We start from the raw sequence: 18252 nt of genomic DNA, 5'->3' as shown, positions 1-18252 counted from the left end.
ACAGTTCCATTAGGATTTTTCTTTATTAAGTATTTATAATAATGACCTTCTTCATCATGACCGGTTTTTATAACTGTAAATTCACTGTATCTTTCTCCTACTTTAACAGTAATAATTTGCCTATGTTTGTGCGGTATTACTTTTTGTTCAGCACTTTCTATTTCGATTTTTATTTTATGACTTTCAAAACTCGCTATATTATACTTTGCTTTTAATTCATCATATTGCTTCTTTTCAGCACTTACAAAATGCTTTCCTACTATATTTAATATTTCGGTTACCAGCTTGTTACCCTCATCTACATTTGATATAAGCTCTTCAGCAACAGGTTGATATAACTCTGAAAGAATATTACGCCCTACATATATACCAACAATTTTTGATACCGCCCTTTTACATTTATGATCATTCTCTAATGCTTGGATTGGATCACTTCTAAAAGACCTACTTCATCTGTTTCGTTATATGCACTTAAAACCTTTAGAATACTACTGCCGGTAAGATTTAAAAAATTTTTCATTGCATTTGGCTGTATTCCTTTCTCAGGTTTTTCAGTATTAAAACCCTTACTATTAAAAAATTCATTTACCACTGCTTCATATTTAGTTGCTAAATTTCCATAAAAATTTAAAGATTTAGTAATATCACAATTCTTAAAATAGCTCAGCAGTTTTTCTTATTTCTCTCACTATAGTTGTTCTAGACATAATTACTCCTTTTTGAATAATATAACCTTTACTATAAATATGCATTTAAAATACATATATCGATTAGTAACTAGACTTATATAGACGTTTTTTTTGTATATTCAAGGTAAAAATAAATAAAATTTTTATGCAGTTAACAAGTGTTACCGACTACGGATTACGTAGCCTTATATATCTTGCTTCAAAACCGGAAAGAATTTGTAGTGTAAAAGAGATATCAGAGTACCATAATATTTCCCTTAATCATTTGATAAAAGTGATTCATAGATTAGCACAATTAGGATATATTAATAGTAGTAAAGGAAAAGGAGGAGGAATTAAGCTAGCATTTAGCCCTTCTTCCATGAAGTTGGGAGATATAATAGAAAAATTAGAACCTAATATGGATATAGTAGAATGTTTCAATAAAAATACTAATAGCTGCAAAATTACAAATTCATGCCAATTTAAACATTTTATTAAAGAAGCAAGTGAAGCATTTATAAAAACATTGAATAATTATACATTAGAAGATGCAATGATTACTAAAACAATTCAAATTAAGGATAAACTATAGAAAAATAAACGTTTTTCTTTTTCCGCATATTAAAAACTCTTGATTCCCCTTAGCTCCTAGTATTGGACTTGCTATTATACCGAATATTTTAAAATTATGCTCTTTCTCAAGCCAATCTTTGATTTTATCGCATACTTTTTGATGTAAGAGAGGATTTTGAATAACTCCTCCCTGCTCTACTTCATGCTTTTCGACCTCAAACTGCGGTTTTATTAAAGCAATAAGCATGCAATCTTCTTTCACTAAATTTAGTACAGTCGGTAATATAGTAGTTAAACTAATAAAGCTGGCATCGCAAACAATTAAATCAGGCTTCGTTATTATTTGTTTATCGGTTAAATATCGTGCATTAGTCTTCTCAAGCACCTTAATGTGTGGATTGTCGCGTAATTTAGGATGAAGTTCGCCATAACCGACATCTACGGCAAAAATTAATTTTGCTTTACGCTCAAGTAACACTTCTGTAAAACCGCCGGTGCTACTACCGATATCAATACAAACTAAATTTTCGGGATCAATTTTAAAATAATCCAAAGCGGCAATTAATTTTAATGCCCCTCTTGAAACATAATTATGCTGTGGTAGCTTTACCTTAATGTCGGTGTCATTTATATTAACCTGTATCCCAGGCTTAATTAACTGCTCATGCTTATTATGTACTTTACCTTGGATAATCAAACTTCGTGCTATGGTAATATCTGTTACAAAACCTTTTTGCAGCAAATATTGATCAAGTCTTATTTTAGTCATTACTGTTTAAATTTGAATTTAACTTATGTTATAAGGGCCCATTAGATAGAAAATATACAATTTGTCTAATTGAAAGTTACAGTTTCAATTAGACATAATATATTTGAGCCATACAATAATGCTGCAACTGAAGGGAACATGGTAATCTAGAAAAATATTCAAACCCTAACCAATATATGTCTTTTCTTACCGGCAGAGAGCTTTATAACTTTTTTATCGAGTAAGAAATTAGTGTTAATTATCATATTTTCATCTTCGACTAATCTATCATTTATCTTAGCACCATTCCCTCTTATAAGCTTGCGTGCTTCCGATTTAGAAGTAACAAGCCCTGCTTCATGAAATAATTCATATGCACTAATACCTGCTTGTAATACTTCCTGCTCTAAAACAACGGTAGGTAAATTCTCATCGATTTGTCCTTCTTCAAATATCTTTACTGCAGTTTCTAGAGCTGATTTTGCTGCCTGCTCCGAGTGACAAAGCTTAGTTAGCTCATAAGCAAGCTGTTTTTTAGCTGCATTAATATCTTCTGCCGCTAAACTCTCAAACCTATTAAGCTCTTCTTGAGTGAACTCGCTATATAATTTGGCAAATCTAACTATGTCGGCATCTTCGCAGTTACGCCAATATTGATAATAATCATACGGGCTTAACAAATCTTCATTAAGCCATACCGCTCCCGCAGCAGTCTTGCCCATCTTAGCACCAGAGCTAGTCGTAAGTAGCGGTGTCGTCATACCGAATACTTCTTTGCCGCTTATTTTACGAATTAAATCCGCTCCCATTACGATATTGCCCCACTGATCACTACCGCCAAGCTGCAAGCTGCAATTGTAATGCTTGCTTAAATAGTAAAAATCATAGGCCTGCAATAACATATAGTTAAATTCTAAGAAGCTTAAATGCTGCTGACGCTCAAGCCTTAGTTTTACCGAATCCATAGTCAGCATACGGTTTACCGAGAAATAGCTACCGAAATCCCGTAGAAAATCTAGATAATTGAACGAATCTAACCACTCTGCGTTATCCAGCATAATAGCATCACTTTTACCGTCACCGAATTTGATAAACTTCGACAAAGATTTTTTAATACCTTCGGCATTTTTAGCTATATCTTCTTTGCTTAAAATTTTGCGCATTTCGTCTTTCCAAGTAGGATCACCGATTTTACTCGTACCACCGCCGATAATTACAATAGGCTTATGCCCGTGCTGCTGAAGCAATCGCAGAATCATTATCTGCATTAAACTACCGATATGGAGTGATGTAGCAGTACAGTCAAAACCTATATACGCAGCTATTTTTGTTTCTTTCGTTATAGCAGTTAACCGATCCAAATCGGTACATTGATGGAAATATCCTTTATGTATAAATTCTTCTATAAAACGCATATATTATTTCTTATTTTTTAAAAATTCCTTTTTTGCTTTTCTGCTAGGAAATAAAGTGTTAAGGAAAATAGCATCTTTATCACCTTTTATATAAAGTACTGCATATACTTACGCAATCATTTGAACATATAAAATTTTTTATATTTCTCTTGATTATGATGTAATTTAATATCTAATAAATTACTATCAGCAATCGACTGTATTATTTCTTCAAAGCCTATACCACGCTCATTCAATCACTTAACGTTCTTTTCATGATTATATCTATACTTGGTCATAATATTTAGAGTTTAGTAGGGTCTGAATGAATTAAGATAGGTCTGATAAGGCAAACCATACTTAGAAGCTTTAATTTTTATTGCTTCTATGTCATGTTCTGCAATCCTAATAGTAACAGATCTTTTTTTACTAAGATGTGCTTTTGCAAATTTTTGAAGCAAAGCTATTTCACTTCTATCATCAATTTTTTGCTGCTTTTCAAAATTATCTTCAATACCTTGTTCGTAAGAATCTAGTTTGATACTCATAATACAAACATTTTCAATGTTATAAAGAATGTAAGTACTTTGTCAATACTTGATATATTAGATTATCATGCAAATATTTGTAAAAGCAGCAATATCAACGGCTGCATGGAGATTTTATGCTCATCCTACAGTTGCTATGGGGATTTGTGTTGGAACAGCTCTTGCATATTCGCCGGAGAACACATTTGAGTTATTAAAAAATACGACTTATACAGGAATAGAAGCAGCAAAATTTGCTTATAAAAATACAGCAGGAATAGTAAACGGAATAGCCGGCTTAGCTCATCTTGTGTATGATAACTTACCAAGCTACAGCAAAACTCCTCAAGTGGATCTAGTCGGTAGCATAGAAATTTCATGAGTAGATGCTGTTGCATAAATCTCTAAAATAGCCAATAACTAAAAAAACTGATTATGTCATTCCTGCAAACCAGGGACGTTGTTGCATAAATCGGTGTCATTCCCGCAAGACATTGTTGCATGAATCAGTAAAATCCACTGTGTCATACAGTGGTTTGACCACGGTATCCAAAAAAATAACTTAAAACACTGGGGATGCCCGCTGCTGCAGGAAGACATTGCCCGCGTAGATCGATTCCACCATTGTCACCCCGTAGCCTGTACCTGCTGGGTCCAGTTAAAAATACTAGTATTTTTTTTATCATATTTATGGATCCCGTGGTCAAGCCACGGTATGACAACAGGAAATCGATCCATACAGGCAATGCCCCACGGGAATGACATAGAATAAAAACTGTCCGGTTACCTTACTGATATCTGTTATATTTTATAATAATAAAATTTTATTTCGTTGTTTTTAAATGCATCTTTTTTATTCCTAAAACCCTTTTTCAAAGAGCTACAGGAAAAATTAATATTACCGGCTTGAGCCGTGTCCGGTCCTTCATTTTTATTTTCTCTATATCCTTACTACTTGGTACTACAACGGCAATATGCCCTGCTCTTTTTGGATTAGCATTGTTATATACGGATACAACAAAATATCCTTGATTAGCAAATTTTTGTGCTTGAATAAAACTATCATCACGATTTCCTGCTTTAACAAAATGCCATCCGTTCTTTATTCGGTCTGTTTCAAGCCACTCAGCTTGCTTATTTGATAAAGTAAGGTATAAAAATTTTATCGCTTTCAGGATGGTAGAGACTGATTTGGAAGCCCCAAGGCTGCACTAGCAGCATACGCAAAACAACTACAATGAGTCAAACGCTTTAACTTAGGAGAATTATATTTTTCTGTTTCTTCTAATAAAGTTTCTCCCGACTTACAATTTATTACATTACCTTTCTACCACTTTTCCTCAACATTTCAAAAGTTAATTACTGCTAAATTTTTTTTAGCACTTTCTGATATATTGTCTGCTTGTGCAGTCATATTAATCCAAAGTAAGTAAATTATGATTAATTTTATTTTATTCATTTTTTTCTCATATCAATTTATGAACCTCTATATACAATATATAATATGATAATTCAACTATTAATTGTAATTTTTATATTTTATTATTCAGAGAAACATAAGAACACTCTATGTTTCTTGACAAATGCTATGCTTTTATATATGCTTCTTCGTATGTTAGCAACAAGAAATAAGGCTTAGAAATAAGTACTTCAAACTTAGGCACCCGTAGCTCAATTGGATAGAGTATATGACTACGGATCATAAGGTTAGGGGTTCGACTCCTCTCGGGTGCACCATTCTTCAATTTCTTTCACTTTTATGAATGAATCAAACGGTGGACGCAGCATAAAATCAAGCTTTTCAGGTTTAAGTGTTAGGTTAGAAAAACTAAAGGTGGTAGAAAAACGATGCGGGCAGCATTATATATGGCAACTGTTACGTCTGTAAGATATAATTCTGCAGTTAAACCTTTTTATACAAGACTTGTAAAAAAAGGAAAAGCCAAAAAGTTAGCTCTTATCTTGACTTCTTAAACACAATTACCTATGTAAAGGATAAAGAACTTAAAGGCTTAGTTAAATGCCGTAAGCTGGAACGGACTATATTTTGAGCGAGGTGGATTTAGCTTTACCAAGTGAGATTTAAGCAAGAAAGAAACACATTTATTCCCGGGAAATAAAGATTTTTCTTCTATATAGAGTTATCTCCCAGTTGAGATATTGCTTTTTGACTGATCGTTTAAAGCTTTCCATTGTACTTAGCAGCAATTATCTTTTGCCTAGGTTCATTTTTTGCTTCAGCTTCACTAGAAGAAGTGTCAGCAGTCAATTTCTTTTGTCTCTGTTTTTTCAAAGGTTCATGTTCTTTATCTTTGCTATGTTCTTTCTCCGGGTTTATTTTAAGCGGGGTGTCCTTAATCTTTAATTCCCCTTTGCCTATATATCTTACTATACCGTTAATTGCTATTTTCTTCTCCTGTTCTGATAAAGCGTTATATTTTTCATATGCTGTTTTACCTAGAAAATCCTCTAACCAGTCAGGATTTTTTCTTATAGCATCTATTAAATCCCATTCATATCCTACTCCATTTCCTCCGCTAGTAGTAATATTAAGCGGTATTAAGTGTTTTTGTTTACTCTTATCAGTAAAATGCAAATCTACATTTTTCGTTTCTTTATTTATAATTAAATCACAACTAATACAACAAAATTTAGACAATCCTATGTATTATATTTCTGCACTTAATTGATTATCACGATCTGGAAGTTGTGCTTTTATATACTGTATTATTCTCATTTCAGCATGAGCTTTATCGCTAAGTGGACCATCTAATACAATTTTATATGGTTGTTTTATAGCTTCAATAATTGAATGGACAAATTTTTTACTTGCATCAATAGTATCAGGGTTTAATGCATCTTCTCATTTCATCAAATCTCTTCTAGCTCTAGCTACTGCCTTCACTACTTTTGGACTTACACTGGTTACATTACAGACTTTTTGTTGAACCTCTTGATTATTATTCGGATATTTTTCTAGCTCTTGCAAAATACGTGGTAATATATCCTTATGGTCGCTATTATTTTTATAATAATATTGTGCAACATCTAGAAGTAGCGCTTTTCGTTGAGTAGATAGATTTTGTTGTTATAGAAAATTTTTTTGCTCTTCTGTAGGTAAAGCTGTGTAAGTAGCATAATCTTGTAAATATTTAAAAACTTTTGTGGTATGTGTCTCAATTTGTTCAACTTTATTTGTGTTCACACTAGAATTATGTAATTCGTTGAACGCTACTAAAATTTGTTTGCCATCAAAACATACGGCACTACATTGGCTATTATATTGAATTAACCTACCTAAGGCATCAAAGCGTCTATTTTGTAAAGGAGTATCATTTTCTTTTATAATCTTTGAGTTAAGTCGAGTACGGAAAGCATATGCAAAATTCTGCAGATTTGAGTTGTTGTTGTCATTGAATAACCTGTGGGTAGGATGCTCGTCAGCAAATCCAACATGAAATACCATATAAGGAACAAGTTGTTTTGGAATAATCTTTTCTGTTTTACTTGCTAAAACCGCTAGAACTGCTAATTTTTCAAAACTTTCATCCAGGGCTTCACTATTATTTTTTTTCTTATAGTGTTCAGTAAGGATTTTTAAGGCAGATATAGATTCGTTTAATATAATACTTTTTAATAAAGCCTCTCTCGATTTTTTATCTCTTATGATTCCTCTACTGTCTGGCTATCTACATATTTAACACACTCTACTGTTAACCTTTCTTTCTGTGCATTTGTTAGATTTGCCATATAAATATTATTTTATAATTTTAATTATTTTCTCCTAAAGCCTCAACGCTTTTCTCAAATATTGAATTATCAATATCATTACCGTCTACTAAAATCATCATGTTACCTGGAATGCTTTTTAAGCTTTCCGCACCCAAATTGGTTATGTTATTATCTCTTAGATCTCCTAATTTAATGTTCATAAGCGCTAATTTTTTTAGAGAATTGTTTTTTTGATGTTCGCTATTGTTTCAAAACCTAGATCTCCTATTTCAATATTATTGCTTATGAGTAAAGTTTCTAACGCTTTATTTTCGGTTAATGCAGTAGTAAGTTCTTTTATATTATTATGGGTTAAATTATTGTTATTAAGATTTAGAGTTTTTAACCATGGATTTAATTTTAAAGCAGATGAAGTTATTTGTTTTAAATCTAAAGTATCAATAGGCGTGAGGTTAAAAAACCTTCAATTACTTCTGCACTTTTTTCGGAGATTCTTGTTTCATTTAATATTAATTCTTTAATATATTGATTAGCCATTAAAGCATGCAGTAATTTTATGACTCCCTCGTTTCTAAGGTTATTATACCCTAAATTTAATGACATTAATTTTGCACTGCTAATATTATTTGCGATAACGTCTATCCCTTCGGCAGTAATATTCATTTGTCCTATATCTAAGGATTTTAACGGTAGTTTTGAATGAAACAACTCACTAATAATTGCTGCTCCTTTATTTCCTACTTCACTACTACCTAATGCTAAAGAACTTAAATTAGGGTGGTTTTTAATATCATCTATTAATATTCTTAAATCTTCTATTTTCAGCGCAATAGAATTTAAAGATAAATATTCAAGAGAGGTATTATCTGCTAAAGCATCAATAAGAATTTTTATTTTTTCACTATCTAAAGAAGTAGAATTCAGATTTAAATGTGATATTTGATTTAACTTTACAATTTTACTTAGATTTTTTATATCATCGTTACTAAGGTTGCTGCCATATAAATCAATTTCTTTTACTACAGTATTTTTCTCTAAAGTTTTAATTACAATTGACAAAAAACTACTATCTTCTTCATAAGGTAGTTCTACACAAACAATTTCAGGATCATTATTCTTAATTTTCTGCAACAATAAATCATTTCGACTAAGGTCAATTTTTTGTCTTTTGGGAGACTCATCTTTCTTCACATCATCTATGCTACACAAGATATAGACATTGAACAAGGTGGTAGTAATAATTGTTGTTTTACGTCCTATAGCGTCTCCTATCCAACCAAATATTAAAAAGCTCCAAAAGGTCTTAATAAATATGTTGAACAAAAAGCAGATGAATAAATAAAAACTACTTTTGGATCAGCCTTTGGAAAAAACAATTCATTGAATACTACTACCATATGTACATAAAGCATAAGGTCAAAATATTCAAGAAATGTACCAACAGATAATAAACCTATTGCTTCTTTTTGATTACGATTTAAGCTGCTTTGTTCTTTCTCATAGCCGAGCATAATGTCTTTATAAAAAATTAAATTGTAAAGAAACTTATACTGTTTTATATAAAAGTCAATAGGAAATTTCGCTTTATACGATAAATAAGGAAATGAAGTACAACTTAACTCACTTCATATACTAATGCGTTGATCTTATATGAATATGGCATCATCTCACCGATAGTGGAAAACTAAAACCTATTAAGAACCAAGTTAAATAAAACTTATATCCCAAATATTGTTTGAATAGATAATTAATATATGCAATCAAAGCTACTGAAGCGACAATGATAGCTAAATTAATAAAACGATTTAATTTTGATTGAGGAAAATCAAAATATTTATAAAACAGCCCCCCAGAAATAGTAAAACCGAGTAATCCCCAAAATACCGTCCATACCCAAGCAAGACAATTCACGTCAATAATTTTAAGATAAGCTACCATCGGTACGGTTAATAGCCATAAAAACGCTCCAAACATATAAGGGTATTTTTGAATAATCTCTTCTTTGGTTACACTATATATAACAGCAATAACCATTATTCCAATTGTTATAGATGCAATAATATCAACGGATAATGATAGCCCTTATAAATCAGCGAAAATCCCATACCGGTTAAAATCACTACTATTATTATTCTTAATTAAGGAATATATAATATTTGCAAAAAACCAACCGTCAAATACTGCGCCGCTGCTCATATGACCGCTAGGGAAAGCAAAACCTTTAATATTTAGAGCAGGATTCAAAGATATTTCAAATGTATATTTTAACAATATATTTAAAATTGTAGTGAAAAGTAATACACAAATAGCTTGTGCAAATAGTTGCCTCCTAATATAGTAAATCCGAGTATTATGATAATCTCATAACACTTTTCTTGTCCAAATAACAAAAAAACTTTTGCTGAATATTGAACAAAATATCCTTATTCATTACTTTACTTAATTTTATTTATATATAATTGAAGTTATCATAAATAATAAGCTATAGATATGAAAAATATTTTCTGCAAATTTGTATTTACTATTTTCATATGTTTAATAAATTTACAACTAATTGCTGCAAGCTTTAACGAAAAAATACCTTTATATTTTAAATTAACTAACGAAAATCTGTTAGCAGGACAAAATGCGTTAAATATTGACCTTTGCGACTCTAGAATTAAAGAATGGTGTACAAAGCCACAAAGAGAGCTAGGGCTTAACGGAAAAAAAATCAATGATTACATATCTATTTCACCTGATATTAAAGGAGAATGGCGATTTGGCTGGTGGTATAACATAAATTTTACTCCAGAAAGCAATTTTGTAGCTCATCAAACTTATAAGATTACTATCGAAGATTATATATTCCCTAATTTTGTCGGTTTAAAAAGTAATAATATAAGTTTCACGACTTTACCACTACTTCCTATTATTAAAGAAATGAATTATCTACAGGATAATATCGATATTTCCAAAAAATTCGTTCAAACTAAAATAGCTTTTAACTATCCTATCGATCCTAAAACTCTAGAGGAAAGAATAGAGTTTATAAAATCTTCAACTAAAGAAAAATTACCGTTTTCTATCAAATTCAATACCAATAATACGGAAGCTACGATTATTACTAATATACCACCGCTTACAGATAAAGAAGATACAATTTCCGTAATTATAAAAGACGGTGTTAAACCTCTACATGGCGGAGAAGTTTTCACATATAAAAATGTAAAAGATCTAAATAATAAGACGCCAAATAACATAAGATATTCTTATAAAGAAAATGTATTAATTCCAAGTCTATCCTCATATTTAAAAATCACTAATAGTACTGCTACAATTGTTAAAGATGATAAACTAAAACCGGAACAGATAATTATAATTACCACAAATACACCGGTGTCGGGTGAGGAAATAAAAAAACATTTAGAGTTATTTTTATTACCGCAGGATAAGCCGGCTTTCTTAGGAGTTGCAGGCAAAAAAAACTATAAATGGCAAAATCCGAAAGAAATAACCGATGATATTCTTAAATCGAGTGAAAAAATAAATTTTGAGCTTTTATCTTCTGTCCCAAGCATTACTACTATGCATAGTTTTAAAGTAGATACGTTTGCCTCAAGAGCTTTGCTTGTTAAAGTAAATCAAGGTGTTAAAACATCGGATAATTTAACACTCGGCTCAGATTATTTTCAAATCGTACAAATACCGGATAACCCTAAAGAAGTTAAGCTAATGTCCGACGGTTCTATTCTTTCATTAGCCGGCGAAAGAAAGCTTCCCGTATATTCACTTGGCATAGATAAATTATATTTAGAAATCGATAAGATTAATCAGCAAGAAGTTAATCATTTAATCAGCCAAACAAATAGATATAATATTTTCCAAAACCCGACTTTTATAAATGAATATACCTTTAATGAGTATAATATTTCCGAGGTATTTCAAGAGGAAGTAATAGTGAACTCTCAAAATTTAAATTTACCGCATTATACCGATTTAGATTTCAGTAAATATTTTAATTTAGAAGAAGCAGGCAGCTATTCCAAGGGGTTATTTCTAGCAAAAGTTTATGCTAAAGACAATAATAACATTATATCTCAAGATAAAAGATTAATTTTAGTTACCGATCTTGGTTGTATAGTAAAAACTGATAAAACCGGGACGCATCATATCTTTGTTTCTTATATCAGTAACGGTAAACCGGCTGGAGGCGTAAAAGCAGATATTATAGGACTTAACGGTGAGGTGTTAGTAAGCAGCAAAACCGATAGTAAAGGACATGCCGTTTTATCAAATATAAATGATTTTTCAAAAGAAAAAACTCCAGTGGCTTATATATTAACTACTAAGGATGATTTTTCATTTATGCCGTATAGTAGAATTGATAGACAAGTTAATTATTCTCGGTTTGATGTAGCAGGAGCCGTTAGTTCTGATCAAGGGTTAAAAGCTTATTTATTTTCCGATCGTGGCATCTATAGACCAAGCGAGCAAGGTCACATAGGCATTATGCTCAAACAAACCGACTGGCAAGGAAAATTTGACGGCTTACCTTTAGAAATACAAGTAACTAACCCTAGAGGAAAAGTAATAGATAAAAGTAAAATAGTTCTAGATGCAGAAGGATTCGGCGAATATTTATTCTCAACGCTTGATGATGCCTTAACCGGCTTATACAATATAAGCTTATATTTAGTAGGAGATAAAGGCAGCAATAACTATCTTAATAGCGTGTCTGTCAGGGTTGGTGATTTTCAGCCTGACCGCATGAAAATAAACATAAACTTCAATAACTCACAAGATGAGCTATGGACGAATCCAAAAGATCTTAAAGCAACCGTTAATCTCATAAATCTTTACGGCACTCCTGCAGAAAATAGAAAAGTCAGCGGCTTTATTGATATTAGACCTACCGAGTTTTTCGTACCTAGATTTAAAGAATATAAATTTTATAGTAGCAAAGGAAATAAAGAGTTTTTTTACGAACGCTTAGGAGATATTACTACCGACTCTAAAGGTACGGCAAACTTTGACCTTAACCTTGAGAAATATTATAACGCTACTTTTAATCTAACATTTTCAGCAGAAGGATTTGAGCCTGATTCAGGAAGAAGCGTAAACGCAAGCAAATCGCTTATAGTGTCACCTCTGCCTTATATTATAGGATTTAGAAGCGATAGCGATCTAAAATATATTAAGACAAAAACAAGCGCGGCAATAGAATTCATAGCCATATCAAATAAAGCAGAAAAAGTAGCTGCACCTAATTTAACTCTTAACTTAAAAAAGATTAATTATGTAAATAACTTAGTAGCAGACAGTAACGGTAATTATTCTTACAGTTCAGTACCTATTGAGACTAATATATCTTCTGACAAAATTAATATCACGGCAAACGAAAGTTATATTTATAAAGTGCCTACTAAAGAAGCAGGCGATTACGTTATTTACTTAACCGATAAAGAAGATACAATCTTTGCCCAAGCTGAATTTTCGGTAATAGGTGAAGGAAATGTTACGGCTAATTTAACAGACAAAGCAAATTTAAAAGTTAAACTTGATAAAGATGATTATACAGCCGGCGATACTATTCTTTTAAATATTATAACTCCTTATACAGGTTATGGGTTAATTACTATCGAGACCGATAAAGTACATAATTTTGAATGGTTTAAAGCTGATGAAAATAATAGCATTCAAGAAATAAAAATTCCTGACGGCTTTGAGGGTAAAGGATATGTAAATGTACAATTTATAAGAGACATAGAAGCTACGGAAATCTTTATATCACCGTTTAGCTATGCAGTAGTACCGTTTACTGCGGGCATTTATAAACATAAACAAGATATTGGATTAACACTTCCTGCAAAAATCAAATCGGGAGAAAAGCTAGCAATTCGTTACCGTACTACAAATCCCGGTAAAATAATAATATTTGCTGTTGATGCAGGGATATTATCATTTGCTGGTTATCAAACTCCCGACCCGCTTAATTACTTTATTAACGATAAAGCCTTGGAAGTCCGAACATCACAAATCATGGATTTAATATTACCTGAGCGTCCTTTATTAATGAAAGCTTATATGGCGGCTCCTGCCGGAGACGGTTGTATAAATGTCGCTCGAAACCTTAATCCGTTTAAAAGAAAAAGCCAACCTCCCGTAGCATTTTGGTCAGGAATTTTAGAAGCAGATCTTGATGAGAGAGAAGTCACATTTGATATACCAAGCTATTTTAACGGCACTTTAAGAGTTATAGGGGTAGCCTCAAGCCTTGACTCTATAGGAACTTCCAAAGCTGATTTATTAGTCCAATCCGATCTTATTATCAATCCAAATTTACCTTTATTTGTAGCTCCAAATGATGAATTTACAGTACCGGTAACAATATTTAATAACCTAAAAGATTCAGGAAATGCTCAGGTTTTTCTAAATATTGAAACAAGTGAAGGACTTAAAATATTAGATTATCCTAAAGAGATCCCGATAGACGAAAATAAGGAAGCTACTATTAATGTTAAATTAAAAGCGACTGATCAACTCGGTTCAGCAGAGTTAAAGGTTATGGCTTCTATAAATCACCTAAAGCCGGATATAATATCTATGGCAGTAGTACATAGCTCCGAATTAACTAGTACTACGAGCGTTCGCCCTGCTAGTCCAAGCGTTACAACAGTTAATACAGGCTTTATTACAGACAACAAGGCTAATTTAAAAATCTTACGGGATGTATATCCTGAATTTGCTAAACTACAAATTTCCGCTTCTAAATCACCGCTAGCTATTATTTCTGGCTTTAAAGATTTCCTAGATAATTATCCTTATGGTTGCACTGAACAATTAATAAGCCAAAATTTTGCTAATATTTTATTATATAATGAACAAGAACTAGTTCAGATTCTTAAAACTGATCGTAAAAAAATGGATGAATCATTATCAAAAATATTTCAAACTTTATCAGAACGTCAAAATTATGACGGTGGATTTAGATATTGGAACAATTTTAATGACGATTCCGATCCATTTATTTCCGTTTATGCTATGCATTTCTTAAGCGAGGGAGCAACTAGATATTTAGCCGTTCCAAGTGATACATTTAATCAAGGTATTTACTATTTAGAGAATATGGCTAACAGATCAATAAACTCCTTAGATGAAGCAAGAGAAAAGGCATATGCGGTTTATATCCTGACGCAAAACAGCGTTATTACTACAAGCTATATTGCAAATATTTTAAAATATTTAGACGAGTACCATAAAAATACATGGCAAGATGATTTGACTAGCGTTTATTTAGCAGCTAGCTATAAAATACTGCAAATGAATGAAGAAGCGGAGAAATTATTAGACAGATTTACTCTAAATAAACCTATATCAAAAACAGACTATCAGTATTACAATCCTCTAATAAAATATAGTCAGTATTTATACTTAATTTCTATGCATTTTCCAGAACGGTTAAAAGACTTTGACCCAAAAATTGTACAGGATATCGCTCTTTTTGCTAAAGATAACTATAATAGCCTATCCGCAAGCTATGCTATTATGGCAAGTCTTGCCTATGCCGATAAAATAAATCATGTAGATGAGGCTACTATTAAAGTAACCTCTACAGATAAAGAAGTTACTTTAACAGGCAATAAAGTGATGATTGCTGAGCTGTCAGTAGAAAATAAGAATATCGACTTAACATCCTCAAGTAACGGCTTTTTCTATCAGCTTTTAATTTCAGGCTATGATAAGCAATTAACAGAAAATAAAGAGATAGTTAAAGGCATAGAAATAACAAAAAAATATCTCGATGAAAATAATAAAGAGGTTAGCAAAGTAAAATTAGGTGATAATATTACGGTGGAAATCACCATGCGTTCAGGTAGTAATAAAACCTTGAGCAATGTGGTGCTACTTGATTTATTACCAGCAGGCTTCGAGCTTTTACCGGATAACAACCACATAAATATATTAGAACGCACGCAGGAAGTAATAATATGGAAACCGATATATATAAATAATCGTGATGATAGAGTTATGATTTTTGGTACTATTTCTGATCAAAAAATGACGCATCAGTATAAAATCAAAGCAGTTAATAAGGGCATATTCTCTACTCCTGCTATTTACAGTGAAGCTATGTACGACCCTCAAACTTACTATCGTGGTGTTATAGGCAATATTATTGTGGAGTAGCATTACCCGCACGATTTTTATGTCATTCCCGCGTAGCATTGTTGCGTGGACCGGTAAATGCTCTCTATGTCATTCCTGCAAAAGCGGGAATCCAGTAAAACCTACAAAAAACTTGTTTTTTTAGGTTTATTTTGTCAATATTAAGACTACTTTTTCTGGATTCCTGCTTTCGCAGGAATGACATAGTAGGAGTTTATCCCACAATTACTTTCAGCTTCTCTATATTTTTTGGATCTTTTACAAGTTCTAAAAATATTTCCTGCTCATAGGCAAGTAGCTCTTCTTCATTTGTTTCATTATGTGTATCAATAATATCTTGAAATTTGCTAAGCACCTTATTTTGTAGATCGTTATATTTTGATGTATCTATTGCTGTTGCTAAATTTATTTTAGGCAAAGTAATTTTATGCGGAATCGGTACTATCTTTTTAGGTAGGTTTAATTTTAAAGCTTCCTCTAAAATATAATGCTTGTTCATATTTACGTGCATATTCTCTACATCATAATCTGCTTTAAAGTAATCCGGCTGAACTTGTTTTATTCTGCTCTATAATATTGCTGATATTTCTAATTAGTTTAGTTTTATTACCATTACTTCAAGCAAACATTTCGGTAACACCGCCCCACCCGGGTATTAAACCAACACCACGTTCTACAAGCACTGCGTTAAGTTCTTGAGTTCCTATAATAAAGCTTGAGTGCAATAACAGCTCATATCCACCTCCAAGTGCCACACCAAGACCACAAACTAATAACATGTACAGAGGAATAAAGTGGAGCATGGTTTGCTGTCCCAGCTTTAGTAAATTCTCTAGATCGTGAAAATTCTTATCTTCAATATAAGACAGAAGAAGTTTTAAATCAGCACCGGCAGAAAAATTATTTCCTTGCGGATAAATATAAAGATTTTTACCGTCATTTTCGGCTTTACTTGCTGCTTCTTGTAGTAAATAAAACACCTCATGATTTAAACAATTCATTTTTATAGTAATAACAAAAATCAAAACATCTTGATAAAGTATTAATTTTGCCGAGCTATTCTCTAATACTATCTGACTTTCTTGTAAAATATCTTTGTGAGAATTAAATTTTTGTTTATCGATTTTTCGATATTCCTTATTGGCTAAATATTGCGGAAGTGGGATATGAATTAAATCGGCATTTTTAATTACCGAATTCCAACCGTTTTTAGCCGCTATAGTCAAATAATTCAAATGGACCATATTTCCAGCTGTAACCAAGCTTCATAGCAGCATCGATATCATAAATATTATCCGTAACCGACGGAACTAGACCTGCTAAATAAACATAAAATTCCGTGATAATTTCAGTAAAAAATTTACCGTAAACCGAATCACTTACAAGAAGCGCATCAAGATTAAAATATCTACTTTTTGAACAGGACTATATGATAAGTCGTTTATCTTGATAACTTCTTTAATCTTTTTGCCATTTGATACCGATAAACGATCAAATCCACCGTCACCTTTACGTCCCATTAACTGCTTCTCTATCATCTTATCAAGAACAGGGGTCTTTACATATTATTTTATGATAAGCATCATTTGCAGGAAGAGAGGCAAGTAATGCACTTGAAATTAACTTCATTACGTCATACCCGATTAGATCATATAAACCGAAAATTCCGGTACTCGGCAACCCCAAAAATGTAGTAAATATTTTATCTATAGTAGCAACATCAAGATTCTGACTTATCGCTTTACGGGCTACTAATTCAAGTAAAAAATACCCTACTCTATTAGCAATAAAACCAGGCGTATCATTACATTTTACTATAATTTTACCAAGCGTTTTCGTTAAGAACTCTGATACTCTTTCTATTACTTCAGCCTTTATCATAGGGTCTATAATTAACTCAAGCAGTTCTATATTATCTTGGCGGATTGAAGAAATGCGTAATAACGAACCTAGATTTAATATTATCTGGTAAATTCTCTTTGAGTCTTTCAAGCGGTAATGTAGAGGTATTAGAAGCAATAATTGCATCTTCTTTAAAATAAGGAATAATTTTATTATATAATTGGTGTTTGATTTCTAACTTCTCAACAATAACTTCAATCACTAAATCACATTCTTTAATTAAATCTAAATCATATTCTAAATTACCGATGGTAATGAAATTTGCTCTATCAGGAAAAGATAAAGGGGGAGGTGGAGGTTTTTGTTTATGCAAATTTTCTTTAGCGGTGTTAACTATTTTATTAGGATCATCGGAATCTTTAGCGATAATATCAAGCAGCACTATTTTATAAGAGGAATTAGCAATTAACGCTGCCAATTCCTGAACCCATTACTCCCACACCAATAACACAAACTTTTTTTATTTCATTTTGCATAAGTTACCTTCTGTGTTACCCCGTGCCTTGACCATGTGGTCCAGTTAAAAATACTAAAAATTTTTATTATTTTTTGGATCC

Annotated in this window: 14 protein-coding genes, 1 tRNA gene and 2 pseudogenes; 4 read left to right on the top strand and 13 right to left on the bottom strand. The window is 31.9% G+C overall.

Annotated elements, in window-relative coordinates:
- Window positions 1-412: 412 nt before the first annotated feature.
- The gene (locus RSIB_RS06625) at window positions 413-592 is read right to left on the bottom strand and encodes a hypothetical protein (protein WP_016728247.1); all 180 of its coding nucleotides are present in this window, start codon (window positions 590-592) and stop codon (window positions 413-415) included.
- A 242-nt stretch (window positions 593-834) separates the two neighbouring features.
- On the opposite strand from RSIB_RS06625, the gene RSIB_RS00450 reads away from it, so the two are divergent.
- The gene (locus RSIB_RS00450) at window positions 835-1263 is read left to right on the top strand and encodes an Rrf2 family transcriptional regulator (RefSeq protein ID WP_004998163.1); all 429 of its coding nucleotides are present in this window, start codon (window positions 835-837) and stop codon (window positions 1261-1263) included.
- Here the strand turns inward: RSIB_RS00450 and RSIB_RS00455 are convergent.
- The 4 genes and pseudogenes from RSIB_RS00455 to RSIB_RS07105 all read right to left on the bottom strand — a co-directional run bounded on the left by RSIB_RS00455 (window position 1258) and on the right by RSIB_RS07105 (window position 3934).
- On the bottom strand, window positions 1258-2013 hold the full coding sequence (locus tag RSIB_RS00455) for a TlyA family RNA methyltransferase (protein ID WP_004998160.1): 756 nt from the start codon (window positions 2011-2013) through the stop codon (window positions 1258-1260). The genes RSIB_RS00450 and RSIB_RS00455 overlap by 6 nt on opposite strands.
- A 158-nt stretch (window positions 2014-2171) precedes the next feature.
- Window positions 2172-3407: a tyrosine--tRNA ligase gene (gene tyrS / locus RSIB_RS00460; protein WP_004998156.1), complete on the bottom strand. Its 1236-nt coding sequence runs from the start codon at window positions 3405-3407 to the stop codon at window positions 2172-2174.
- A 3-nt stretch (window positions 3408-3410) separates the two neighbouring features.
- Window positions 3411-3643, bottom strand: a pseudogene (locus RSIB_RS08875) (hypothetical protein).
- A gap of 54 nt (window positions 3644-3697) precedes the next feature.
- Window positions 3698-3934: a CopG family antitoxin gene (locus RSIB_RS07105; RefSeq protein ID WP_004998153.1), complete on the bottom strand. Its 237-nt coding sequence runs from the start codon at window positions 3932-3934 to the stop codon at window positions 3698-3700.
- A gap of 67 nt (window positions 3935-4001) precedes the next feature.
- Here RSIB_RS07105 and RSIB_RS00470 point away from each other — a divergent pair, with 67 nt between their 5' ends.
- The gene (locus tag RSIB_RS00470; protein WP_004998152.1) at window positions 4002-4295 is read left to right on the top strand and encodes a hypothetical protein; all 294 of its coding nucleotides are present in this window, start codon (window positions 4002-4004) and stop codon (window positions 4293-4295) included.
- 1278 nt (window positions 4296-5573) lie between these two features.
- A tRNA-Arg gene (locus RSIB_RS06615) sits at window positions 5574-5650 on the top strand.
- A 442-nt stretch (window positions 5651-6092) separates the two neighbouring features.
- On the opposite strand, the gene RSIB_RS00475 is transcribed toward RSIB_RS06615, so the two are convergent.
- The 7 genes from RSIB_RS00475 to RSIB_RS10010 form a co-directional block, all read right to left on the bottom strand.
- A complete protein-coding gene (locus tag RSIB_RS00475; RefSeq protein WP_004998151.1) occupies window positions 6093-6572 on the bottom strand; it encodes a hypothetical protein in 480 nt (159 codons plus the stop codon).
- A gap of 429 nt (window positions 6573-7001) precedes the next feature.
- Window positions 7002-7379 carry a hypothetical protein gene (locus tag RSIB_RS00480; protein ID WP_004998150.1) on the bottom strand — a complete coding sequence of 126 codons (378 nt, stop codon included), beginning with the start codon at window positions 7377-7379 and terminating at the stop codon, window positions 7002-7004.
- Window positions 7380-7683: 304 nt separating this feature from the next.
- Complete coding sequence (locus RSIB_RS09270) at window positions 7684-7845, bottom strand: hypothetical protein (protein ID WP_014410841.1); 162 nt, start codon at window positions 7843-7845, stop codon at window positions 7684-7686.
- Window positions 7846-8074: 229 nt separating this feature from the next.
- Window positions 8075-8836, bottom strand: a complete 762-nt coding sequence (locus RSIB_RS00485) for a leucine-rich repeat domain-containing protein (RefSeq protein WP_004998148.1) — start codon at window positions 8834-8836, stop codon at window positions 8075-8077.
- Between the two features lie 92 nt (window positions 8837-8928).
- On the bottom strand, window positions 8929-9156 hold the full coding sequence (locus RSIB_RS00490) for a hypothetical protein (protein ID WP_004998146.1): 228 nt from the start codon (window positions 9154-9156) through the stop codon (window positions 8929-8931).
- Window positions 9157-9307: 151 nt separating this feature from the next.
- Entirely contained in the window at window positions 9308-9679 is a 372-nt protein-coding gene (locus RSIB_RS10015; RefSeq protein WP_004998144.1) for a hypothetical protein, read from the bottom strand.
- Window positions 9680-9727: 48 nt separating this feature from the next.
- On the bottom strand, window positions 9728-9916 hold the full coding sequence (locus tag RSIB_RS10010; protein WP_026053106.1) for a hypothetical protein: 189 nt from the start codon (window positions 9914-9916) through the stop codon (window positions 9728-9730).
- Window positions 9917-10135: 219 nt separating this feature from the next.
- Between RSIB_RS10010 and RSIB_RS00500 the strand changes: the two genes are divergently transcribed.
- Window positions 10136-15814, top strand: a complete 5679-nt coding sequence (locus RSIB_RS00500; RefSeq protein WP_004998142.1) for an alpha-2-macroglobulin family protein — start codon at window positions 10136-10138, stop codon at window positions 15812-15814.
- A 193-nt stretch (window positions 15815-16007) separates the two neighbouring features.
- Here the strand turns inward: RSIB_RS00500 and RSIB_RS10545 are convergent.
- A pseudogene (locus tag RSIB_RS10545) lies at window positions 16008-18171 on the bottom strand (3-hydroxyacyl-CoA dehydrogenase/enoyl-CoA hydratase family protein).
- Window positions 18172-18252: the final 81 nt, after the last annotated feature.

This window comes from Rickettsia sibirica 246, assembly GCF_000166935.1.
Classification (GTDB): domain Bacteria; phylum Pseudomonadota; class Alphaproteobacteria; order Rickettsiales; family Rickettsiaceae; genus Rickettsia; species Rickettsia rickettsii.
This window is presented reverse-complemented; position numbering and strand designations above follow the sequence as displayed.

Bases quoted from the DNA above. Each gene is read 5' to 3' on its own strand.
- RSIB_RS00450 (WP_004998163.1), top strand. From the start codon at position 835: ATGCAGTTAACAAGTGTTACCGACTACGGATTACGTAGCCTTATATAT.
- RSIB_RS00455 (WP_004998160.1), bottom strand. From the start codon at position 2,013: ATGACTAAAATAAGACTTGATCAATATTTGCTGCAAAAAGGTTTTGTA.
- tyrS (WP_004998156.1), bottom strand. From the start codon at position 3,407: ATGCGTTTTATAGAAGAATTTATACATAAAGGATATTTCCATCAATGT.
- RSIB_RS07105 (WP_004998153.1), bottom strand. From the start codon at position 3,934: ATGAGTATCAAACTAGATTCTTACGAACAAGGTATTGAAGATAATTTT.
- RSIB_RS00470 (WP_004998152.1), top strand. From the start codon at position 4,002: ATGCAAATATTTGTAAAAGCAGCAATATCAACGGCTGCATGGAGATTT.
- RSIB_RS00480 (WP_004998150.1), bottom strand. From the start codon at position 7,379: ATGGTATTTCATGTTGGATTTGCTGACGAGCATCCTACCCACAGGTTA.
- RSIB_RS09270 (WP_014410841.1), bottom strand. From the start codon at position 7,845: ATGAACATTAAATTAGGAGATCTAAGAGATAATAACATAACCAATTTG.
- RSIB_RS00490 (WP_004998146.1), bottom strand. From the start codon at position 9,156: ATGCTCGGCTATGAGAAAGAACAAAGCAGCTTAAATCGTAATCAAAAA.
- RSIB_RS10015 (WP_004998144.1), bottom strand. From the start codon at position 9,679: ATGGTTATTGCTGTTATATATAGTGTAACCAAAGAAGAGATTATTCAA.
- RSIB_RS00500 (WP_004998142.1), top strand. From the start codon at position 10,136: ATGAAAAATATTTTCTGCAAATTTGTATTTACTATTTTCATATGTTTA.